The organism is Neobacillus mesonae (genome assembly GCF_023715155.1).
Classification (GTDB): Bacteria; Bacillota; Bacilli; order Bacillales; family Cytobacillaceae; genus Neobacillus; species Neobacillus mesonae_A.
The window spans coordinates 40390-57382 of record NZ_JAMBNQ010000013.1 but is presented as its reverse complement, the minus strand read 5'-3'; the positions used below and the strand labels follow the sequence as shown (position 1 = coordinate 57382).

General features: G+C 36.5%; 18 protein-coding genes. 3 read left to right on the top strand and 15 right to left on the bottom strand.

Going from position 1 to position 16993, the window contains the following annotated elements:
* The 7 genes from M3183_RS12985 to M3183_RS12955 all read right to left on the bottom strand — a co-directional run bounded on the left by M3183_RS12985 (position 1) and on the right by M3183_RS12955 (position 7201).
* On the bottom strand, positions 1 to 1428 hold the full coding sequence (locus M3183_RS12985) for a zinc ribbon domain-containing protein (RefSeq protein ID WP_251470318.1): 1428 nt from the start codon (positions 1426 to 1428) through the stop codon (positions 1 to 3).
* A gap of 60 nt (positions 1429 to 1488) precedes the next feature.
* A complete protein-coding gene (locus tag M3183_RS12980; protein WP_251470315.1) occupies positions 1489 to 3111 on the bottom strand; it encodes a zinc ribbon domain-containing protein in 1623 nt (540 codons plus the stop codon).
* A gap of 12 nt (positions 3112 to 3123) precedes the next feature.
* On the bottom strand, positions 3124 to 3615 hold the full coding sequence (locus tag M3183_RS12975; protein WP_251470312.1) for a zinc ribbon domain-containing protein: 492 nt from the start codon (positions 3613 to 3615) through the stop codon (positions 3124 to 3126).
* Positions 3616 to 3795: 180 nt separating this feature from the next.
* Entirely contained in the window at positions 3796 to 4110 is a 315-nt protein-coding gene (locus M3183_RS12970; protein ID WP_251470309.1) for a DUF2628 domain-containing protein, read from the bottom strand.
* 260 nt (positions 4111 to 4370) lie between these two features.
* A complete protein-coding gene (locus tag M3183_RS12965; protein ID WP_251470306.1) occupies positions 4371 to 5258 on the bottom strand; it encodes an N-acetylmuramoyl-L-alanine amidase family protein in 888 nt (295 codons plus the stop codon).
* Positions 5255 to 6319 (bottom strand): YARHG domain-containing protein, encoded by a 1065-nt coding sequence (locus M3183_RS27320; RefSeq protein WP_251470303.1) that lies wholly within the window; start codon positions 6317 to 6319, stop codon positions 5255 to 5257. Before M3183_RS27320 ends, M3183_RS12965 begins: the two co-directional genes overlap by 4 nt.
* 633 nt (positions 6320 to 6952) lie before the next feature.
* Positions 6953 to 7201 carry a hypothetical protein gene (locus tag M3183_RS12955; protein WP_251470301.1) on the bottom strand — a complete coding sequence of 83 codons (249 nt, stop codon included), beginning with the start codon at positions 7199 to 7201 and terminating at the stop codon, positions 6953 to 6955.
* 222 nt (positions 7202 to 7423) lie between these two features.
* Here M3183_RS12955 and M3183_RS12950 point away from each other — a divergent pair, with 222 nt between their 5' ends.
* From M3183_RS12950 to M3183_RS12940, 3 genes are all read left to right on the top strand, one after another.
* A complete protein-coding gene (locus M3183_RS12950; protein WP_251470299.1) occupies positions 7424 to 7975 on the top strand; it encodes a hypothetical protein in 552 nt (183 codons plus the stop codon).
* A 357-nt stretch (positions 7976 to 8332) separates the two neighbouring features.
* On the top strand, positions 8333 to 8434 hold the full coding sequence (locus M3183_RS12945; RefSeq protein ID WP_251470297.1) for a YjcZ family sporulation protein: 102 nt from the start codon (positions 8333 to 8335) through the stop codon (positions 8432 to 8434).
* A gap of 36 nt (positions 8435 to 8470) precedes the next feature.
* Positions 8471 to 8626, top strand: a complete 156-nt coding sequence (locus M3183_RS12940) for a YjcZ family sporulation protein (protein WP_251470295.1) — start codon at positions 8471 to 8473, stop codon at positions 8624 to 8626.
* A gap of 906 nt (positions 8627 to 9532) precedes the next feature.
* Here M3183_RS12940 and M3183_RS12935 read toward each other — a convergent pair.
* From M3183_RS12935 to M3183_RS12900, 8 genes are all read right to left on the bottom strand, one after another.
* Positions 9533 to 10723: a hypothetical protein gene (locus M3183_RS12935; RefSeq protein ID WP_251470293.1), complete on the bottom strand. Its 1191-nt coding sequence runs from the start codon at positions 10721 to 10723 to the stop codon at positions 9533 to 9535.
* 978 nt (positions 10724 to 11701) lie between these two features.
* Positions 11702 to 12187 (bottom strand): PTS sugar transporter subunit IIA, encoded by a 486-nt coding sequence (locus M3183_RS12930; RefSeq protein ID WP_251470291.1) that lies wholly within the window; start codon positions 12185 to 12187, stop codon positions 11702 to 11704.
* 32 nt (positions 12188 to 12219) lie between these two features.
* A complete protein-coding gene (locus tag M3183_RS12925) occupies positions 12220 to 12507 on the bottom strand; it encodes a PTS sugar transporter subunit IIB (RefSeq protein ID WP_251470289.1) in 288 nt (95 codons plus the stop codon).
* A gap of 85 nt (positions 12508 to 12592) precedes the next feature.
* Positions 12593 to 13255, bottom strand: a complete 663-nt coding sequence (gene deoC, locus M3183_RS12920; protein ID WP_251470285.1) for a deoxyribose-phosphate aldolase — start codon at positions 13253 to 13255, stop codon at positions 12593 to 12595.
* Between the two features lie 67 nt (positions 13256 to 13322).
* Entirely contained in the window at positions 13323 to 14570 is a 1248-nt protein-coding gene (locus M3183_RS12915; RefSeq protein ID WP_251470283.1) for a PTS galactitol transporter subunit IIC, read from the bottom strand.
* A gap of 33 nt (positions 14571 to 14603) precedes the next feature.
* Complete coding sequence (locus M3183_RS12910; protein ID WP_251470280.1) at positions 14604 to 15497, bottom strand: aldo/keto reductase; 894 nt, start codon at positions 15495 to 15497, stop codon at positions 14604 to 14606.
* Positions 15498 to 15532: 35 nt separating this feature from the next.
* Complete coding sequence (locus tag M3183_RS12905) at positions 15533 to 15820, bottom strand: PTS sugar transporter subunit IIB (protein WP_251470277.1); 288 nt, start codon at positions 15818 to 15820, stop codon at positions 15533 to 15535.
* Between the two features lie 81 nt (positions 15821 to 15901).
* A complete protein-coding gene (locus M3183_RS12900; RefSeq protein ID WP_251470275.1) occupies positions 15902 to 16834 on the bottom strand; it encodes a sugar-binding transcriptional regulator in 933 nt (310 codons plus the stop codon).
* Positions 16835 to 16993: the final 159 nt, after the last annotated feature.

Here is a 16993-nt window from a genome sequence, read left to right as displayed (position 1 = left end):
TCAGTTCGTATAGGAATCTAATTTTTTAATTTCCGGCTTACTTAATACCCATCTGCCATTCTCATTAATAAGATTCCATTTACCTCCCCACACTTGGACTAATGTATCGCCGCTTGACTCCCGGTCATAAGAGGTTAATGAAAAGGAAACCACTGCATTGTGATCGTCTACTTTTTGAACATCTGATATCGTTACATTATTTTGATAGTTCTTTTCTACACCTTTTTTCCAATTAGAATAACTTTGCTTTTGCCGCTTTGCGGAAAACAACTGAAAGGCGTCTTCATAATTGCCGTTTGAGATATCCTGATAATGCTCGTTAACCACTTGGGCGATCGCATTCGTATCACTATCACTAGAATCACTATATCCGGCATCACCATTATCATAATAGGCAGCATCACCGGCATAATCCATTGAGTTAAAATCGGTTTCCGGGATTTCTAAATCAACCTCTTGGCCGTCCTCTGTGACCACTTCCTCATTACTTTTCATCGTACGGGAGCCGGCTTGCACGACAGCTTGCATTTTCATTGAGCCATCAACCGGCACCGGCCCGAAAGCTTCGATATCCTTAATCTTTTTACCCGTATTTTGCCCATTTACATATAAGAGGGCATCACCAACATTTGAATACACCTCAACCCTATCGCCTGTTACATCTAAATCTACGTGCAGATTTTGGCTTCCCTCTTCATAAGGATCCACAGACTCTGTTGCTGTGACTGGAGTATATTTCCCTTTATATTTCCCTTCAATTTTAAAATCACTTAATAGATAGGGACCATATGTTGCTTTGTCTTCTTCCATCTTACCAACAGACTGGCCATTAATCAAAACTTCCACCGGGCTCTGATTGGTCGTTACTTTGATATAATACGGTTTTACGTTTACAGCATAATAATCAAAGAGCAGCCATTTCTTCCCGTCCCTTACAAGACTGACAGGTGCCTTCTTATTATTATAATTCTTGTTAACTGCTAAACTTCCTGCATCTTTTTTCAATTGGGCAATTGTCTCTGAAAAAACATCAGGATGTTTCTTATAATAAGCAAGAAAATCCTTAACCGCCTTATCGTCAATCGTTAGTTCGGTCTGCTTTTGATTTAATACCTTTTTCATTTCTGCTGCATTCTGTTTTTTAACGGCATCAATGAATTGGACTTCTATTTTTTCCGGGGTCATGGTCGAAGCCATATATTTATAAGTGCCAAAAAGTCCAGCAGCGAGGACAACAATCACCCCGGCTATGATTTTAAATCCTTTCGATTGAAAAAAAGAAGGTTTTCCCTGTCTTACTTCTTTTACCCTGCTTGGTTCAGGAGAAGGAGCAGATGTCCCTTCTTTCTCTTTCTGAACGGTTCCACAGTCCGGGCAAAATTTTTGCCCCGGGTTCAATTTATGACCACAATTTTGACAAAATTCCATGCTGTTTACACTTCCTTCATTCTGCTACGTTGAAAACCTGTCTATCAATGAAAACTAGATTTAATTTTTCACCCGGAGTCTATTTATCCAGGTTCCGGCATATGCCAGGACAAAGGAAAAAATAAAACTGCAAATCAATGTACTAAATGGTGAAAATCCAAGCATCATAGAAAAGGAATAGGGATCATCCGTGCTTTCTTTGCTTGTAAAAGAAAATCCAACATCGGCGAATGAGGCAATCACCATCATAATAACAGCATACAAGCCGCTAAAAACAACTAAACTTTTCATTACATTTGGCTGGCTGGCAATCCGGATGCCTGCCCAGATTAATAAAACAATCGGAATCACTAAAGCAAACTTGGCATAAACCCCAATGTCATAAGATGTGATGAACGCTGCGATGTCTTCTAGATCCGATTCCACATCTTCCCCGCTTCCATGGATGCCTGTAAAAACATGATAAGAAATGGTCCCCTTGTCCTGGTCTTCCTGGCCGGTGAAAGTCAGAGAAGAGAAATTCAATAGATTCCACAAATACGTTCCAAACTGAAGAGACAGCCCCGTGATAATCGTATAACTCTTATCCAAAAGACCAGCCAATGGAGTGCCTTCTATTTCAAACCCCAACTGTTCTTTAAACTTTGCAATCAAACTCATGAAATAAACAAAAAACAGGACAAATAAAATCAGAATCCCGCGAATCGGTACGGCAATCGCCTGATGGATCGCTTCTCCGAATGGAACCATTTTTGAAAGATGTCCGGTTATTCTTTTAAAATTGGTAGAAAATAAAATACCAAAACTGCTAAATACAAACCCAATAAGCAGGGTAATCAAAAACGTTTTGAAAAACGAATAATGCGTATTCATTTCAAGGGAAAGGCTCATGCCCATTTGATGTAAATTCGTATGGTACGAAAATCCAGCGAAAAGGGAAATAATCGTGCTAAAAATCGAATAAATAATAGCAATCCCCGCCGCATCCACTAATCGATTCGGCAAATCAAGCCCTCTTGTTTTCCGTCCTGCATAAATCCCTGCAGCCAAAAGACCAATAAAAGGAAATAGCAAATAAATCAACAATCCGTTTTTGGCTAGTAAATCAACGGAAATACTCTCCTGTCCGCCAAATGATATATCTCCAGATGCCTTGACCGTTATGTTTGGATTCTGTAAGTTAGACATCATAAAAATATCTGTGACACCAACTACTTTCCCAATCATTGATTGACCTTCCGCCCCTAAATATTGACCAAAATCACTCTCTTGCATGGCATCTTCCATCAAACCAGTGTAAACACGTTCAGAAGATTTCAACGCAAAAAACGATAAAGCAAACACCACAATAATGGCTAATAGTGCTGGAATGACCACACTTTTTATGTGCTGCAATTGAAAAGATGGAAGCTTCCCAAGCGTTACTTTAGGGGAGGCTTCTTTCACAGGTTCCAGGGTTAATTTAGAAACGATCCCTTTTTCTTGTCCATATGTAATAAGACTTTCCCCACAGTTTTGACAATAGTTTTCCAGGGAAGAAATAGTTTCGCCGCAGCTTGAACAATACGCAGAGCTTTGCGCCTTTTTCCTAAATTTAACTGTATGGCTTTTTAATAAAGCCCCATCATTCATACAATAATTGGCAGATTCTGAGTTCTCTGCTCCACAGGTTTTACAATACATTTCCTTTCCCCCCTACAATGCTAAACGGCTTCCGCAGCAAGGACAGAAGCTCCCATTGGCAGGAATTTGTTCTTCACATGCCGGGCATGAAATAAGCTCTGTTTGATCATTGCTAGAAGCCGGCGTTTCTTGCTTTTGCCCGCAAAATCCACAAAATTTGTCCTCGCGGTCAATTGTCCCGCCACAGTTAGAACATGTCTTTGTTGCTCCTTTTTGATTTAATGAGTCGAGTGCTTTTTGCGCTTGATAGATTTGGCTGTCCAGTTTTGCAATATCCGCTGTAAATTCGCGAAGCTTCGAATCTTGTAATTCACCCGTGCGAATTTTTCGATAAGCCTCTTCTCCAAGCCTAAGAATCAAGCTGCTTCTGGATTCGGAAATATCCTGAATCTCCTTTTTAAACTGACTCATTTCCTGGACTGTCTGCAATTTTTGTTTTCCCTGCTGAAATGAATCTTGAATTTTATTTAAGCCGCCACCCAGCTTTGTTTGTAAATCACTCACAGGTATCTTCCTCCAATACAAGATTAATAATTTTACGATAAGACAGGCATTTATCCCTATCAAAATGGTTCTGTTTTTACGTTTCATCTATTCGATCCAGGACGTAGACGTAAATGACCCATATCCAAAATGAAAGGACTGACGAAACAGAACTTTCTCTGTTTTGACCAGCCCTTTGGATTAGGCAGTTCTAGAAAGAATTTGATTATTTTCTAATAGCATTCTAGACTCTTCATTTGCTGGAAAGTAACCTTTTTCAATCAATTCCTTTATATATATCTTGTTATAGACAAAGGAAAAGACAACACCGCTTATCCAAGCTCCAATTCCAAGTGTAAATGAGCCTAACACCCCTTCAATCACCAGCATGATCACAGCCCACTTCAAATCTCCACGAAATAACGCTGGTAAGAAGCCAAAGAAGAATGTGGTCCAGCTAAAACCAACCTTAACCTCTTTTGTTAAACCTCCAGAGTTTTTTAATACTGCTTTCATTTTTACTCCCCCTTTATATGTATTAAAAAGCATAGGTTTTTTTGACTATATATCTCTAACCGTTACCCTTCACAAGTACTATATTATAACAAAAAATGACAAAATTATAGCTAAATTGTGTATTTTTTTAGTTTGTTTGATATAAATCGGTTACATTTTTTGATATTTTTCGATAAAGCTTTTGATGCTGATTTTCCACACCTTTGGAAACACCCAGCTTTTCAGCATGAAAAAGAGCAGGAGAGTATTCCCCTGCTCAATTACTGTTTATATTCTGCATACTTTATGATTCCGTCCACGATATTGGCCTGAAGTTTTTGAAGGTAGACCGGGTCAGAAAGATTTCGGTCTTCTGCCGGGTTACTCATGAAACCCATTTCGACCAGTGTACAAGGAACTTTGGACCAATTGAAACCAGACAGATCTCCCCTATAGGAGATCCCATTTACCTTTACGGCTGGGTTCTTTTCCGCTTCACTTAGAATAAACTTGGAAGCTTGTAAACTATCTTGGTATATTGCCTTTGTATAGGGACTGTCATTTGACGGGGTCAGTACCGAAAGACCCCTGACATTTCGATTGGTAGATCCATCGGCATGAATCCGGATAAACAAATCAGCATGATGCCGGTTGGCGATTTCTGCCCTTTCGCGGTTGCTTAAATTAACATCATTGGCGGTCCTTGTCAAAACAACTTTTACTCCTTTTTTCTCGAGCAAATCAGCCAATACAAGGGAAGCTTCCAATGTCAGCTGGTACTCCGGTTTCCTAGTGGCAGTTCCCGAAGTTCCACCGCTTACTTTCATTTTCATTTCCCCTGCCCCTGGACCAACCGGCTCTTTACCCAAATTGGCCTTTCTCTGATGCCCCGGGTCTATGACCACTACAAAATTCTTTAAGATATTCTCTAAATGATTTTCTCCGGCATCAGGGACCTTTTGTTGCTGTAAGTCCGTATTAGTGTCCCTTACCGTCTCTTTCTCTATATTTCCCTTTTCGCCAGGCACTATGGCTTCCTCTTTTTTCGGTTCCTTTACTTTGACGGGAGACCTCTCTTTTGATTCGCCATGGCTGATATAGCAGTATCCAGAAATAACTGCCAAGAGAAGGAGTAAGGCTCCTCCCATAAGGAGCGTTTTCGTCTTCACTCTAATTCCTTCTCTCTTTGCTGGATCAATTCAACATTCGCCTTCTCCACCTCACTTAAATCGGTGCCATTGTATGAGGCATCTTGGGAGTACCAAGGTTTTTTTGAAAAATAATCCTGCAAATCCTTAGATTTAAAAATATAGCCGTGACGCGCATAAATTTCATTCCTTGCCAGCCGAAGCTGTTCAAGTGTCAATGGCTCAATATCCCTTTGGGTTAATCTTTGGTTATCACTGTCCGAAATAATGTACTCACCATGCTCTGCTGAAGAGATTTCGAACACACTGGTTTGAATAATCAACGATAAATCATCTTCACTTGTGCCAGATAACACTGGAATGGAATAGCCGCAGGAGCCGGAATAAAACGATAAATCTGAATCAGACAGGGTTTGAGGGTGTTCTGCAACACAGTTATTTCCCACTTTAATCTCCCAATCAGCACCTGTCTCTTTTGATAAATCCTCCGCAATATAGAATACGTCTTTCGCCCAATTCTTTAAAGGCGTCATATTCCCCGAATCATACAAATCAAACATACGGGCTAAATTCTTGGAAGGAATCGCGTTGGCTGCCAATAATAATTGATCGTTCTCCTTGGTAATCTTCCATTCCCCTACTGAAAGATCCCCCTGAATCCTTAAAGCATTCAGCTTTTCTGTATAACGTTTTATGACGGCCTTTTCACTATTGTCTTCGGTTTCTTTAGGGGTCTCTTCCGCCGTTTTTGCTGGTGCCTTTTTACTTTTATCTGAAGAAGAAACAACCGGAGCTGCCTCCCGTTTAGATTCCTTGGCTGGGTTCAAAATAGAATAGGCGGTAAAAACCACCAGTGCCAACACTATAATTGAAAAAATAGCGATAATAGCATTTTTCCTTTTTTTTCTATTGTATTGCTTCCGCACAGTCCTTTCCATCGGCTGAATATCCCTTTGATTATCCCCTGGCTGATGATCTATTGGCACGGAATCCCGCGGAGTCTCAACTTTCGCCCCGCAGCCTGTGCAAAAAGCCGCAGTGCTGTTCAGTTCTTTGCCGCAATTGGTACAAAACTTTGACACGCCTTGGTTACACTCCCTTACAACATGATTTTTAAATATAAGATTCTCTAACTATACTAATATTCGACATACTTTTTATATTTCCTACACATGAGATCCTAAATGGTAGGATTTATCTATACATGAAAGACGGGCTCTTTTGCCTGACGGGGGTTCTTAGGAGACTTGATGGTAAAAAGAAGGCCCTTCTTTTTACCGAAATAAGTGATTTAAAACAGGGGCGCGGTAAATAGAAACCATTTCTTTTTACCATAAGATAGGGCTTGACGGTGTCTGTGGTCAATAGAGGCCTTTCCTTTTTACCATTATAGTAGATGCAACAGTTCCGGGGTCAATAGAACGTTTCTCTTTTTACCACTAAGGCATATATTATGGGTTTCTGGTAAATAGAAACCCTTCCTTTTTCTCATAGGAGCTATTTTTCATGGACTTCCGGTAAATAAAACCCATTACTATTTACCGCCAAGCTGATTCCCATGGCTTACACGGTAAAAAGAACCTGCTTCTTTTTACCACTGTACTTATTCTCGGCTGCTCTCTAGTAAAAAAGATAGAAATCAATCTGAACAGAAATAAAAAACCAAAATGAAGGCTATCCTCCATTTTGGTTGATATCGATAAAGCTATAAAATTCTAATCCAAACCATCCTCATCATATGGATCCTTCTTCGGAATCACATCCCAGCGGTTTCCGTCCTGAACGATCTCACATCCTGGATGCATTTCCTGCAGCTTCTTCAAAATAGCGGGGTCGTTCATTGTCCTTTCGACCTGTTCATCAACAGTAAGAATATCTTCTTTTTGCCATGCAGCACTAACCGTACATTCAATAAACCCGATTGAAGGAACATAAATGAAGTTCTTTTTTTCTCCGATATACATTATGACCACCTCATCTCACCCTTATTAATTAGATAAAAGGAGCTTAAATTCCTTGTGACAAATTCAAGAACTTTTCGACAAAATCCCCCCTTACGATTGGTGATTGTAGGAATGTGAGTTGAATAAGGGCATGGGAGAGTATAGATTAATAAAGAGTTTAGTTAAAAAAATGAAAAATATGGTAAAATATTAATATTAAAAAGTACTAGGGGATTAAAGGGAATGGGAAAGTATTCTAAGTATGCTGATGATGAATTGATGGAAATGGCTGAATACGATTACGGAGCTGAGGAGGAATTATATTCAAGAGGATATGCCCAAGATAGCGGGCGCTGGATAACGGAGACAGAAATGAGTTTCGCATTGGGCAAAATAATATTGGAAATTGCTCTTGTCATTGCTCTTTTGTTAGGTACTCACTTTTTAGTTGCTTATTCAATTGATTTCCAACTTTATGTTTTTATAGGGTTTCCTATCACATTTTTATTAATGATTTTAGGTAAGGGAACATCAAAATTCTTTAACATCCTATTCTGGATAGGATGTTGGGCTTTGGCTACTAGATGTTTTCCACTCGTTTTTGAATTAATCGAAGATGCCGACTACGTTGAATATTTTAATGCAGGACCAGGCTTATGGGAATGGATCAAGTACGGTTTCATTTATGCTGCTTATGCCGCCATCATTCCATATTTAGTGATGAAAATTATCACATTTATTGTTGCTGCTTTTATGGACAAAGAAGAAGAAAATAGCTCCGCAAAAGCTTCATAATTTGCTGTGTCCACATCAACAGGCAGGAATCCGAATTTCGGGTTCTTTTTTTTTGGCAATGCGCAGATACTACAGTCTTCTATTTCTGTAAAAAGAATGGAATCTCCTCTTACTTTTTATTTCTTCAAATATTCATTCTCACTGAGCATGCTGCATGGTTAACTCTTCGCTTCATCATAAAATTTACATTTATTTGTAAGTGTCTGAAATCCACTAATATCATGGGTTTTTCCTTCGTCCACAAAATTAAGAAGGCAGCCGTAAATTTTATCCTCAAATAAACATCAACAAAAGCCCATTCGAATTTTAACCTTTTTACATAAGATACAGTATTCAGATGAAAAGGAGGTATATGTCATGGATGGCTTTGCTGGAGCAGGTGCAGGCTTTGCCTTAATTGTTGTCTTGTTTATCCTTCTCATTATTGTGGGAGCTGCCTTTGTTGGAGGTTATTATTAAAAAATAAAATTTAATTATACGAAAGGTGGAATATGTATGTTTGGATATGGTGGTTTCGGTGGTTACGGTGGTTTCGGAGGCTGCGGCTGTGGTGGTTACGGTTACGGCGGTTTTGGCGGTGGCAACTGGTTTGCCTTAATCGTTGTATTATTCATCCTGTTGATCATTGTAGGAGCAGCTTGCTTTTATTAATTAGAAGCAAAAAAAAAGCCCTTTTTCATGAGGGCTTTTTCCTTTTATCATAAGACTCTTCAATGTATATACAAAATAATATTTCGACAAAGTCCACACATCAAACATTAAAACAAACGTTTAGTTGAAAATTTGATGAAGCCCTCCGTCAGTGGCCTAAACTGCATTTTTATGTGCAAATTTTGTCATTCATACAAACGTTTAGTTGGTTTGCATCTGAACCGTGATATATCAACGTTTCCTCTCCAATTTGGCATAGAATATTGGCGAAAATTGAAGTAATTCCTGTCCCTTTATTTCCCGGAAAATCAAAAATCGACATTTCCCAACAATATTACCCGCAAAAAAATTAAACAAACATTTAATTAAATTTACCGTCAATCCCGCTGCTATAGGTATTGAACCAGATTTCAACCAAGAAATTTGTCACTCAAACAAACGTTTAGTTAACTTATGCTTTATCCCTCTGCAATTCCAGCTTTTTTATCACTTCAGGGAAAAATAATTGTCGAAACTGACGGGTGATGATTTTTTTGAGAAAAGTTTTTCATGAAGAAGAAGGAAAGTCAGGAATAGCCAGGACTGTCATAAGGCGGCCCCCCAAACCTGTTTCCCCTATTGAGGTATTTATCATATTAAACAAGATTTCTTTGACTTATCTGAAGTTGCTAAATTCCGCTTTTCTTACCACAATCAATACACTGATGTGTATAATAATCATATTTATGATATCGGCGAAGAAAACAAAGGATCGCTTTTAACTTTTTCATTGCTGAACACCTCTAGTTGTTTTGACTACTCCTTACAATCATAGAGGATAAACTTTAACAGACTATTACAGCTAACTTAAAAACTATGACAGTGTGATTAAATTTGTATGAACAACAAACATTCGCATAAAAGCAATCATGATTTGCTGCCTTTTTTCTGTAATCTTCTCATGGTTTCTATGTAAAAATTTTTATCCCTATCCAGCATACTTGTGTTTAAACCAAGATAATTTGCAATTGACATAATAGTTAAAACAAAACTTAAACTTATTTGTATCACATGGGCAAGCATCCAATAAAATGATGGGAAACTAGTAAACGAAAAGTTGAACAATGAGACACTAAAGCTGTAGAGTAAATAATTGATAAACCCAAAATGTTCGATTGTCACGATATTTTCGTTTAAAAAGCAATCGATACTGCTTCCCGCATAAAAACTTGAAAGAAAAAAGTAAATAGAAGAAAAAAGTAAGACCATTTCAGCTAATGAATGAACAGCCAAAGAAACTCGTGAAGATTTTAGCAGTAAAGAGTTTTTCCAGTCATGTATATATATGGTTACGGTATGGCTTTTATCTGAATTGAAATGATAGGAAAACACTTTATCATCCACCCTCACAATATCCTTGTAAAAAGCATACAGTATTTCTATTGCACGCGATAAGGTTCGAATCATGATTAGTAAATAAAGAATATAGATGGACCAATGATTTATTCCAGCAAAAAGAAACGCCATGCAAACAAGCAAAGTGGAAGCTGTCAGATTACCCCAATTCGATAACTCTATAAAAAATTTAGTTCGAATCCTAATACTATCCCAAGCTTTTAAGCAAATACCCCTTCCATAATTATCCCGCAGACAATCATTTTCACAGTTTCTGTCCTTACAATTTTTATGATGATACTTGATATCATTTTTAAACCATGACGTATATAAATAATCCGGAGAAAGTAAGATAAAGAACAATTGGGAAGATAGTTTTGTCGTTCCATAATGATAGACATAAGGACGATCTTCTACTATTTTATAAATCCAAAAGTGTAGAAAATAGGCTAATGTATGATTAAAAAAATAGGCAATGATAAAACTTAACAATATGTATGAAAATTCCTTTGGATGTTCATAAGGTGGATAAGATACCGCATCTAATTTAAAATCATAAAAACTATAAAAAAAGAAAACAATTGCAAATGATACGATGACTGCCCCTATCTTGTACTTACTGAATTGGGATAATTTCAACTGAAGATCGACAAATGTATCAATATCTTCCTTTTCAAATTGATTATACTGCGCCTCATGATAGAGTTCTTGATAACTATCCATCTTCCACATTATCTCCTGTCTTTCCGAAATGCCTTCTTTGAAGTTTTATTAACTTTACTATTATAAAGTAAGATGTGATCTTGTTAAAAATATAAGGCTTAAGACAAATATGAAAGAAGCATGATTACGGGAAAAATTCGTCAATATCATAGAGTAAGAAGATCTTATCTTGTGAATAAGGGAGTCGTTTACGAGGAAAAAAAGAAAAAAGGCTGAACATGTATCAAGAATGGCCAATACGATATTGGGAATTCTTCATACATGTTCTAGCTATTAAATTTATTTTGACCTTCTTTTCTTGCCGCAAGTAACACACTTATCGGTATAATAATCAAATTTATGATATCTACGAAGGAAGCAAATGAACGCTTTTAATCTTTTCAATCTGTTTACCCCCTTATGGTTTTTACTTATACAATAATCATTTTAAAATAAAAATATTAACAAACTATGAAAGGAGTTTTAAAAACCTCAACCATATTTGGTTAATACTGGTGATATTTTTATAATAAAAAAAGGATGCATTCAGCTGTTTTGCTGTGCATCCCTTATTATCCTAAAATTAATACCATGCTATTCGGAAAATTACTCTCTTTATTTAAGTTATAATTATCGACAAAAACCCCGCGTTATAAAATTAAATAAATGTTTATTTAAAGCAATGAAAAAGCCCGTTTTCAAAAGATTAAGCCTTATTTTAAGCATCGAAATTTGTCATCCAAACAAACGTTTAATTACAATCCTCTTTCCCTTTGGGAGTATTGGATTTTATATATATTCATACTAAATAATTGTCGGATAAAGGCAGATGCATAAAATTAAAATACAGCCAACAATTGATTTTAGGGGCCCCCTGTTACAGTAGATAAATTGTATTGAGCAGGTTCTCCTTTTTAACAACTTTTACATTCTCCACATATACAATGGCAGAAACTCTCACGATTAAACACTAAAACATTAGGCAGTCTCCTTATCGTTTTATAAGATGGAACTAGAATCCAATTGGTTCAATTTTTTATTTAATACATTTGCAATACTTGTTTTATCTTTTTCGGAAACAATAAACTCCAATAGTTCCCTATCTTGAAGAATCGCCATCAGTTTTTGAAGTAATTCAAGTTGCGAATGAGCTTCATCCATTGCCAGCATAAATACTAACTTAACTTGAACAGTTTCCCCACCTCCACCCATCATAGAAAAATCTACAGGTTTTTTTAATACACCAACACTGATTGTTTTCTTATGAACATGCTCAATATCTGTATGTGGAATCGCAACGTGAACGCCGGCTGTAGGCAATCCTGTTGGAAATATTTTTTCTCTCGCTATAATGGCTTTTAGAAAACTTTCCTTCACATACCCGTTTTTTATTAAGTTTCTTGCCATCATTTCTAACAGATCATCTTTTGTTCTTACATCTAGATTTAGTAAGATATTAGAATCGCACACTACAAAACTTTCCACTAATTCACCCCTCCTTTAAAAATATGATTAAATTAAGCATTTAATTTTTCTATTTCCTCTATTACTTTGTCTTTTCCCATCCATGGATAAAGTAAGCCCATACCATCAATAACAGGCAGGGAAGTTGTCAATTGATTGCCGGCTCCTAAAGTCACGACTAAATCCATATTTTTTTCAAATTTACTTAAATTTTTTCCATTATAAGTATTTATATATGTCGTATTAATGGTAATTCCCTTTGTTTTTAATTCAGATTTTAGATCCTCAGAGATTTTTGTATACTTACTTTCATTAATACCGCCTGCTAGGATAATATTCATGATTCCCCCCTAAGTATTAAGCTGATAACAGATTAGTCCCAATGAATTCTTACCATTGGAACTAACCTAATCTAATTTTTCACTTTTAATTTAAAACATTTAATTCTTTAAGCATTTCTGGTGTTCTACTAATTCCAATTCGATCGGCACCTGCTTCAATCATGGCCAGGGCATCGCTTAATGTTTTTATGCCGCCAGCAGCTTTAACTTTCACTTTATCAGACACCGTTTCTCTCATTAATTTAATATGTTTAACAGTTGCTCCTATTGGGGTGAATCCAGTTGATGTTTTCACATAATGTGCTCCGGCTTCTTCAACTAACTTTGATCCAATCACAATTTCTTCATCTGTAAGATAATCTGTTTCTAATATGACTTTAACAATGGCTGGACTAGCATCTACTATAGCTTTAATATCATTTCTAACTCGATCATAGTCACCGCTTCGAAGTGCGCCGACATTAATCACCATATCCATTTCAACGGCACCGCGGGCATAAGCATCTTTTGTTTCCATAACTTTTGTTAAAGTAGTAGAAATACCATTGGGGAAGCCAATAACAGTACCAATTTTGACATTTGAACCTTCTAATACTTTTTGTGCTAAATCTAAATTAAAAGGATTAATACAAACAGATGCACAATGATTTTCTCTAGCAAATTCTAAACCTTTTAATACTTCATCATAGGTAAGATTGGGTTTTAATAGTGAATGATCAACGTGCTTTAAAAATTTCTCTTTTTCCAACTTATTACACTCCTTAGATGTTTATATTATTTTATATGTGACTAGATTTTATCTATTTTCACATTAATTAACTGAACCAAGAAAATACCTTTACAAATAACCAAGAAATAAAGTTTGCTCTATCCAAGTTTCCAATCTGTGCAGCACCTTCCGGCATTTTAATTCCTGCATTAATAGCCATTTGTGTTTCGGCAGGTGAAAGATTCGTAGCAAATAATAGGACAAGGGCCATAACTATGGTTCCAATAATCAGAGATCGAACAATATTTCCTCTTGATAGGGCGACTATTAAACAAACAATAAAAGGTATAACGGCGAGGTCCGCGAAAGGCAAAATATTATTTCCTGGAAGGATAAAAGCTAATAAAATGGTAATAGGAACTAGAAGTAAGCCAACTGCAATAACAGATGGTTCTCCCAAAGAAATAGCAGCATCCAATCCAATAAAGATTTTTCTTTCACCAAATTTCTTGTTCAAGAATTCTCTTGCTGCTTCCGAAATAGGAATCAATCCTTCCATCAAAATGGCAACCATCTTTGGCATTAAATACATTACTGCAGCCATCGCAACACCAATTTGTAGTATTTTGTTAACAGGCATTGCTGCTAACACTCCTAACCCTAAACCAATAATTAATCCCATAATGAGAGGTTCTCCAAAAATACCGAACCTTTTCCGGATTGTTTCAGGATTAGCGTTCAGTTTATTGATGCCAGGGATTTTATCTAATAACCAGTTTAAAGGCAAAATAATCGGTAGAAATCCAAGTGCCGTTAAATGCGGAAAAGAGATACCTGGAAGGCTAAAATATTTTTCAACGAAAGGCTGTGTATAGTCTGCCAATACAAAGGCTACCGCTGCAATCAACGCAACTGCTATAAGTCCAAGAGTTAAACTATCTGTCAAAGCTGTAACTGCAGCTCCTACGAAGGCAAATTGCCAATAATTCCATATATCAACATCCATCGTTTTTGTTAATTTAAAGCTAAGCATTAGGACATTAACAGCTAATACAAGAGGAATAGATAAGCCAGCCGCTGACCATGCCCAGGTGATAGATGACATGGCCGGCCAGCCAATATCAATAATGTTTAATTCTAATCCGAGGTTTTTTGTCATTTGTTGGGCTGTTGGCCCCAGTTCTGATGTTAATAAATTTATAACTAGATTAATTCCTGTAAAACCAACACCGATTAATATACCAGAACGAAAGGACTTTGATAAACCTGCTCCCATAATTAATCCAAAGAAGAAAATGATGATAGGCAGCATGACGCTGGCACCTAAACTTAAAATCCAATTAAGTATCTCCATATAATTCACTTATCTCCTTTTTGGTATTTTTTATCATGGAACCTTATGGCCAATAGACGCAGTCCAAATCATAAACCATTGCTCTCTCGTTAAGCGGTATTTTAATGCTGAAATAGGTTCACTTACATAATCCAAAATTCCCGAACCAGTTATAGGGATCATTCCTGCCGGATGGGAGTAAAGCCAAGCAAATACGACTTGGGCTATAGAGTCAGCACCTATATCATCTCGTACTACTTCCAAAGCCTTCTTAACTCGTTGTTCCTTCTCTGAATCTCCTGAAAAGATTCTTCCCCCTGCTAACGGGGACCAAATCATAGGATGTATTTTCTTTTCCATACATAAATTGATGGTACCGTTTTCAAAATTTTCAAGTTGCAACGGTGAAACCTCAACCTGATTTGTCACTAATGGAACTTCCAGATAAACCTCCAGCATTCTGTAATCTTGTGGTTTATAATTAGAAACACCAAAATGTCTTACTTTCCCATCTTTTTTTAATTTAACAAAGGCTCTGTTCACCTCTTCCGGATTCATCAAAGGATCCGGTCTATGCAATAATAATAAATCTATATAGTCCGTTCTAAGTTCTCTAAGTGATCTCTCCACTTGCGAAACAATATACTCTTCACTCGTATCATAGTATTTGACTCTAACCATTTCAGAAGCATACACAATATCACATTTGGTTACGATCTCCATTTTCTCCCTTAGGGAGGGCTTTTGTAACATGGCTTCACCAAATAGACTTTCAACAGTGTAATTACCGTAAATATCTGCATGATCAAAAGTTGTGATCCCTAAATCCATACATTTTTCAACAAACCTAAGAAGCTCGTTCCTATCCATTCCCCAATCTAAAAGTCTCCAAAACCCTAATACGACTCTCGAAAACTCCAAATCATCTGCAAGTTTAATAGTTTCCAAGATTTGTCCCTCCTAATTGACAGAGATAATATTCATTAAAGAGATGCTAAAATATCTAAGATTTTCTGATCTGTTTGCTCTTTATTTATACCAGTTAAATAATTTATTGCTATCACAGAAGGCGTTTTTACACTAGACGGAACTTGGGCACTGCTAACAATTAAATCAAATTCTGACGCTCTTTTTTCAACTTCGACGATTTTCACTTGGTCAATACTAACGGGATATCCATTACTTTCACATACTTCTTTTACTCGATTTGCAATCACCGTACTAGTTGCAATCCCACTGCCGCAAGAAATTAACACACGTATTTTTTTCATTTTTTCCATCTCCCTTTTTTAGTTATTACAAAGCTTATAACACATGATGAGTTCTTTTATATAAAATAATTTATTAACGATCTAGGCCTTCAATAAAAAATCAGCTGTATCTATATCGGTTATGAGGACATCTATATAACCATGTTCTAGAGCCAATTTAGTAGCTAAATGTTTATCATTTCCCCCTGTTACACAAATTTTGTATGAAATGCTTTTAAGTTGTTCTTTTGTAATTCCAATGCTTCTTTCGGAAATATTAGTGTTGCATTCATTTCCATCTCGATTAATATATACAATTGAAACTATGTCACATTCTGCATTCTCAGCCTTAAATTCATCAATTTCTTCTTTCGAAAAATAACCTGATCTTATAATAGTAGGATTATCTGACAATGGCGAACCAAGACTCATAATAGCCATATCAGCCTTTGCTGCTTTTTCTAATGATGATGAAACAAAGGAATTGGAAATGATTGCGTGTTTTTCCTCCCTTGTTTTAACCATTGCTGGAGCTAATAATGGTAATACTCCTCCCCCTGTTTTTTTTGCTAGATTAGATGCGATTTGAGTAGAGTGCAAATCTAATGAACTTTTACCATGCCCTCCAATCATTGGGACAAACAAAAGACCTAAATCATCATTCATCTCAAGATATTTAGGAATATTGCTTAGAGTAGTACCCCAACCGACTGAAATGGTCATTCCTTTCTTTATGTGGTACTTTAAAAAATCTGCCGTAGAAGAAGCAAGTATTTCCTTTAATGAATTTTCGCCCTCATTTACACAAACGACAGCGTTTTTGATTCTATATTTCTTCACAAGCTTCTCTTCAACATCCAAGAAAGCACCCTCATAGTTGATTTTGATTGATACTACACCTTCATCTCTAGCTCTTTGCAGTATTCTGGAGATTGACATTCTTGAAATGCCTAATTGGTTGGCAATTTGTTGTTGGGTCATATTCAGCTCATAATACATGTGACTTACTTGAATGATTACCCTTTTATTTTCCACGTAAGTTATTCACCTCTTTTAATTTATACTTATGTTCATTTTCACAAGATATGTTCATTTGATAATAAAATTTCAAGACAAAAGTAACGGTCAGAATATTAACATGTTCCTCGACGGTATAAATTGGAATATAAAATAAAAAGGAGAAGTGCGGCCAAC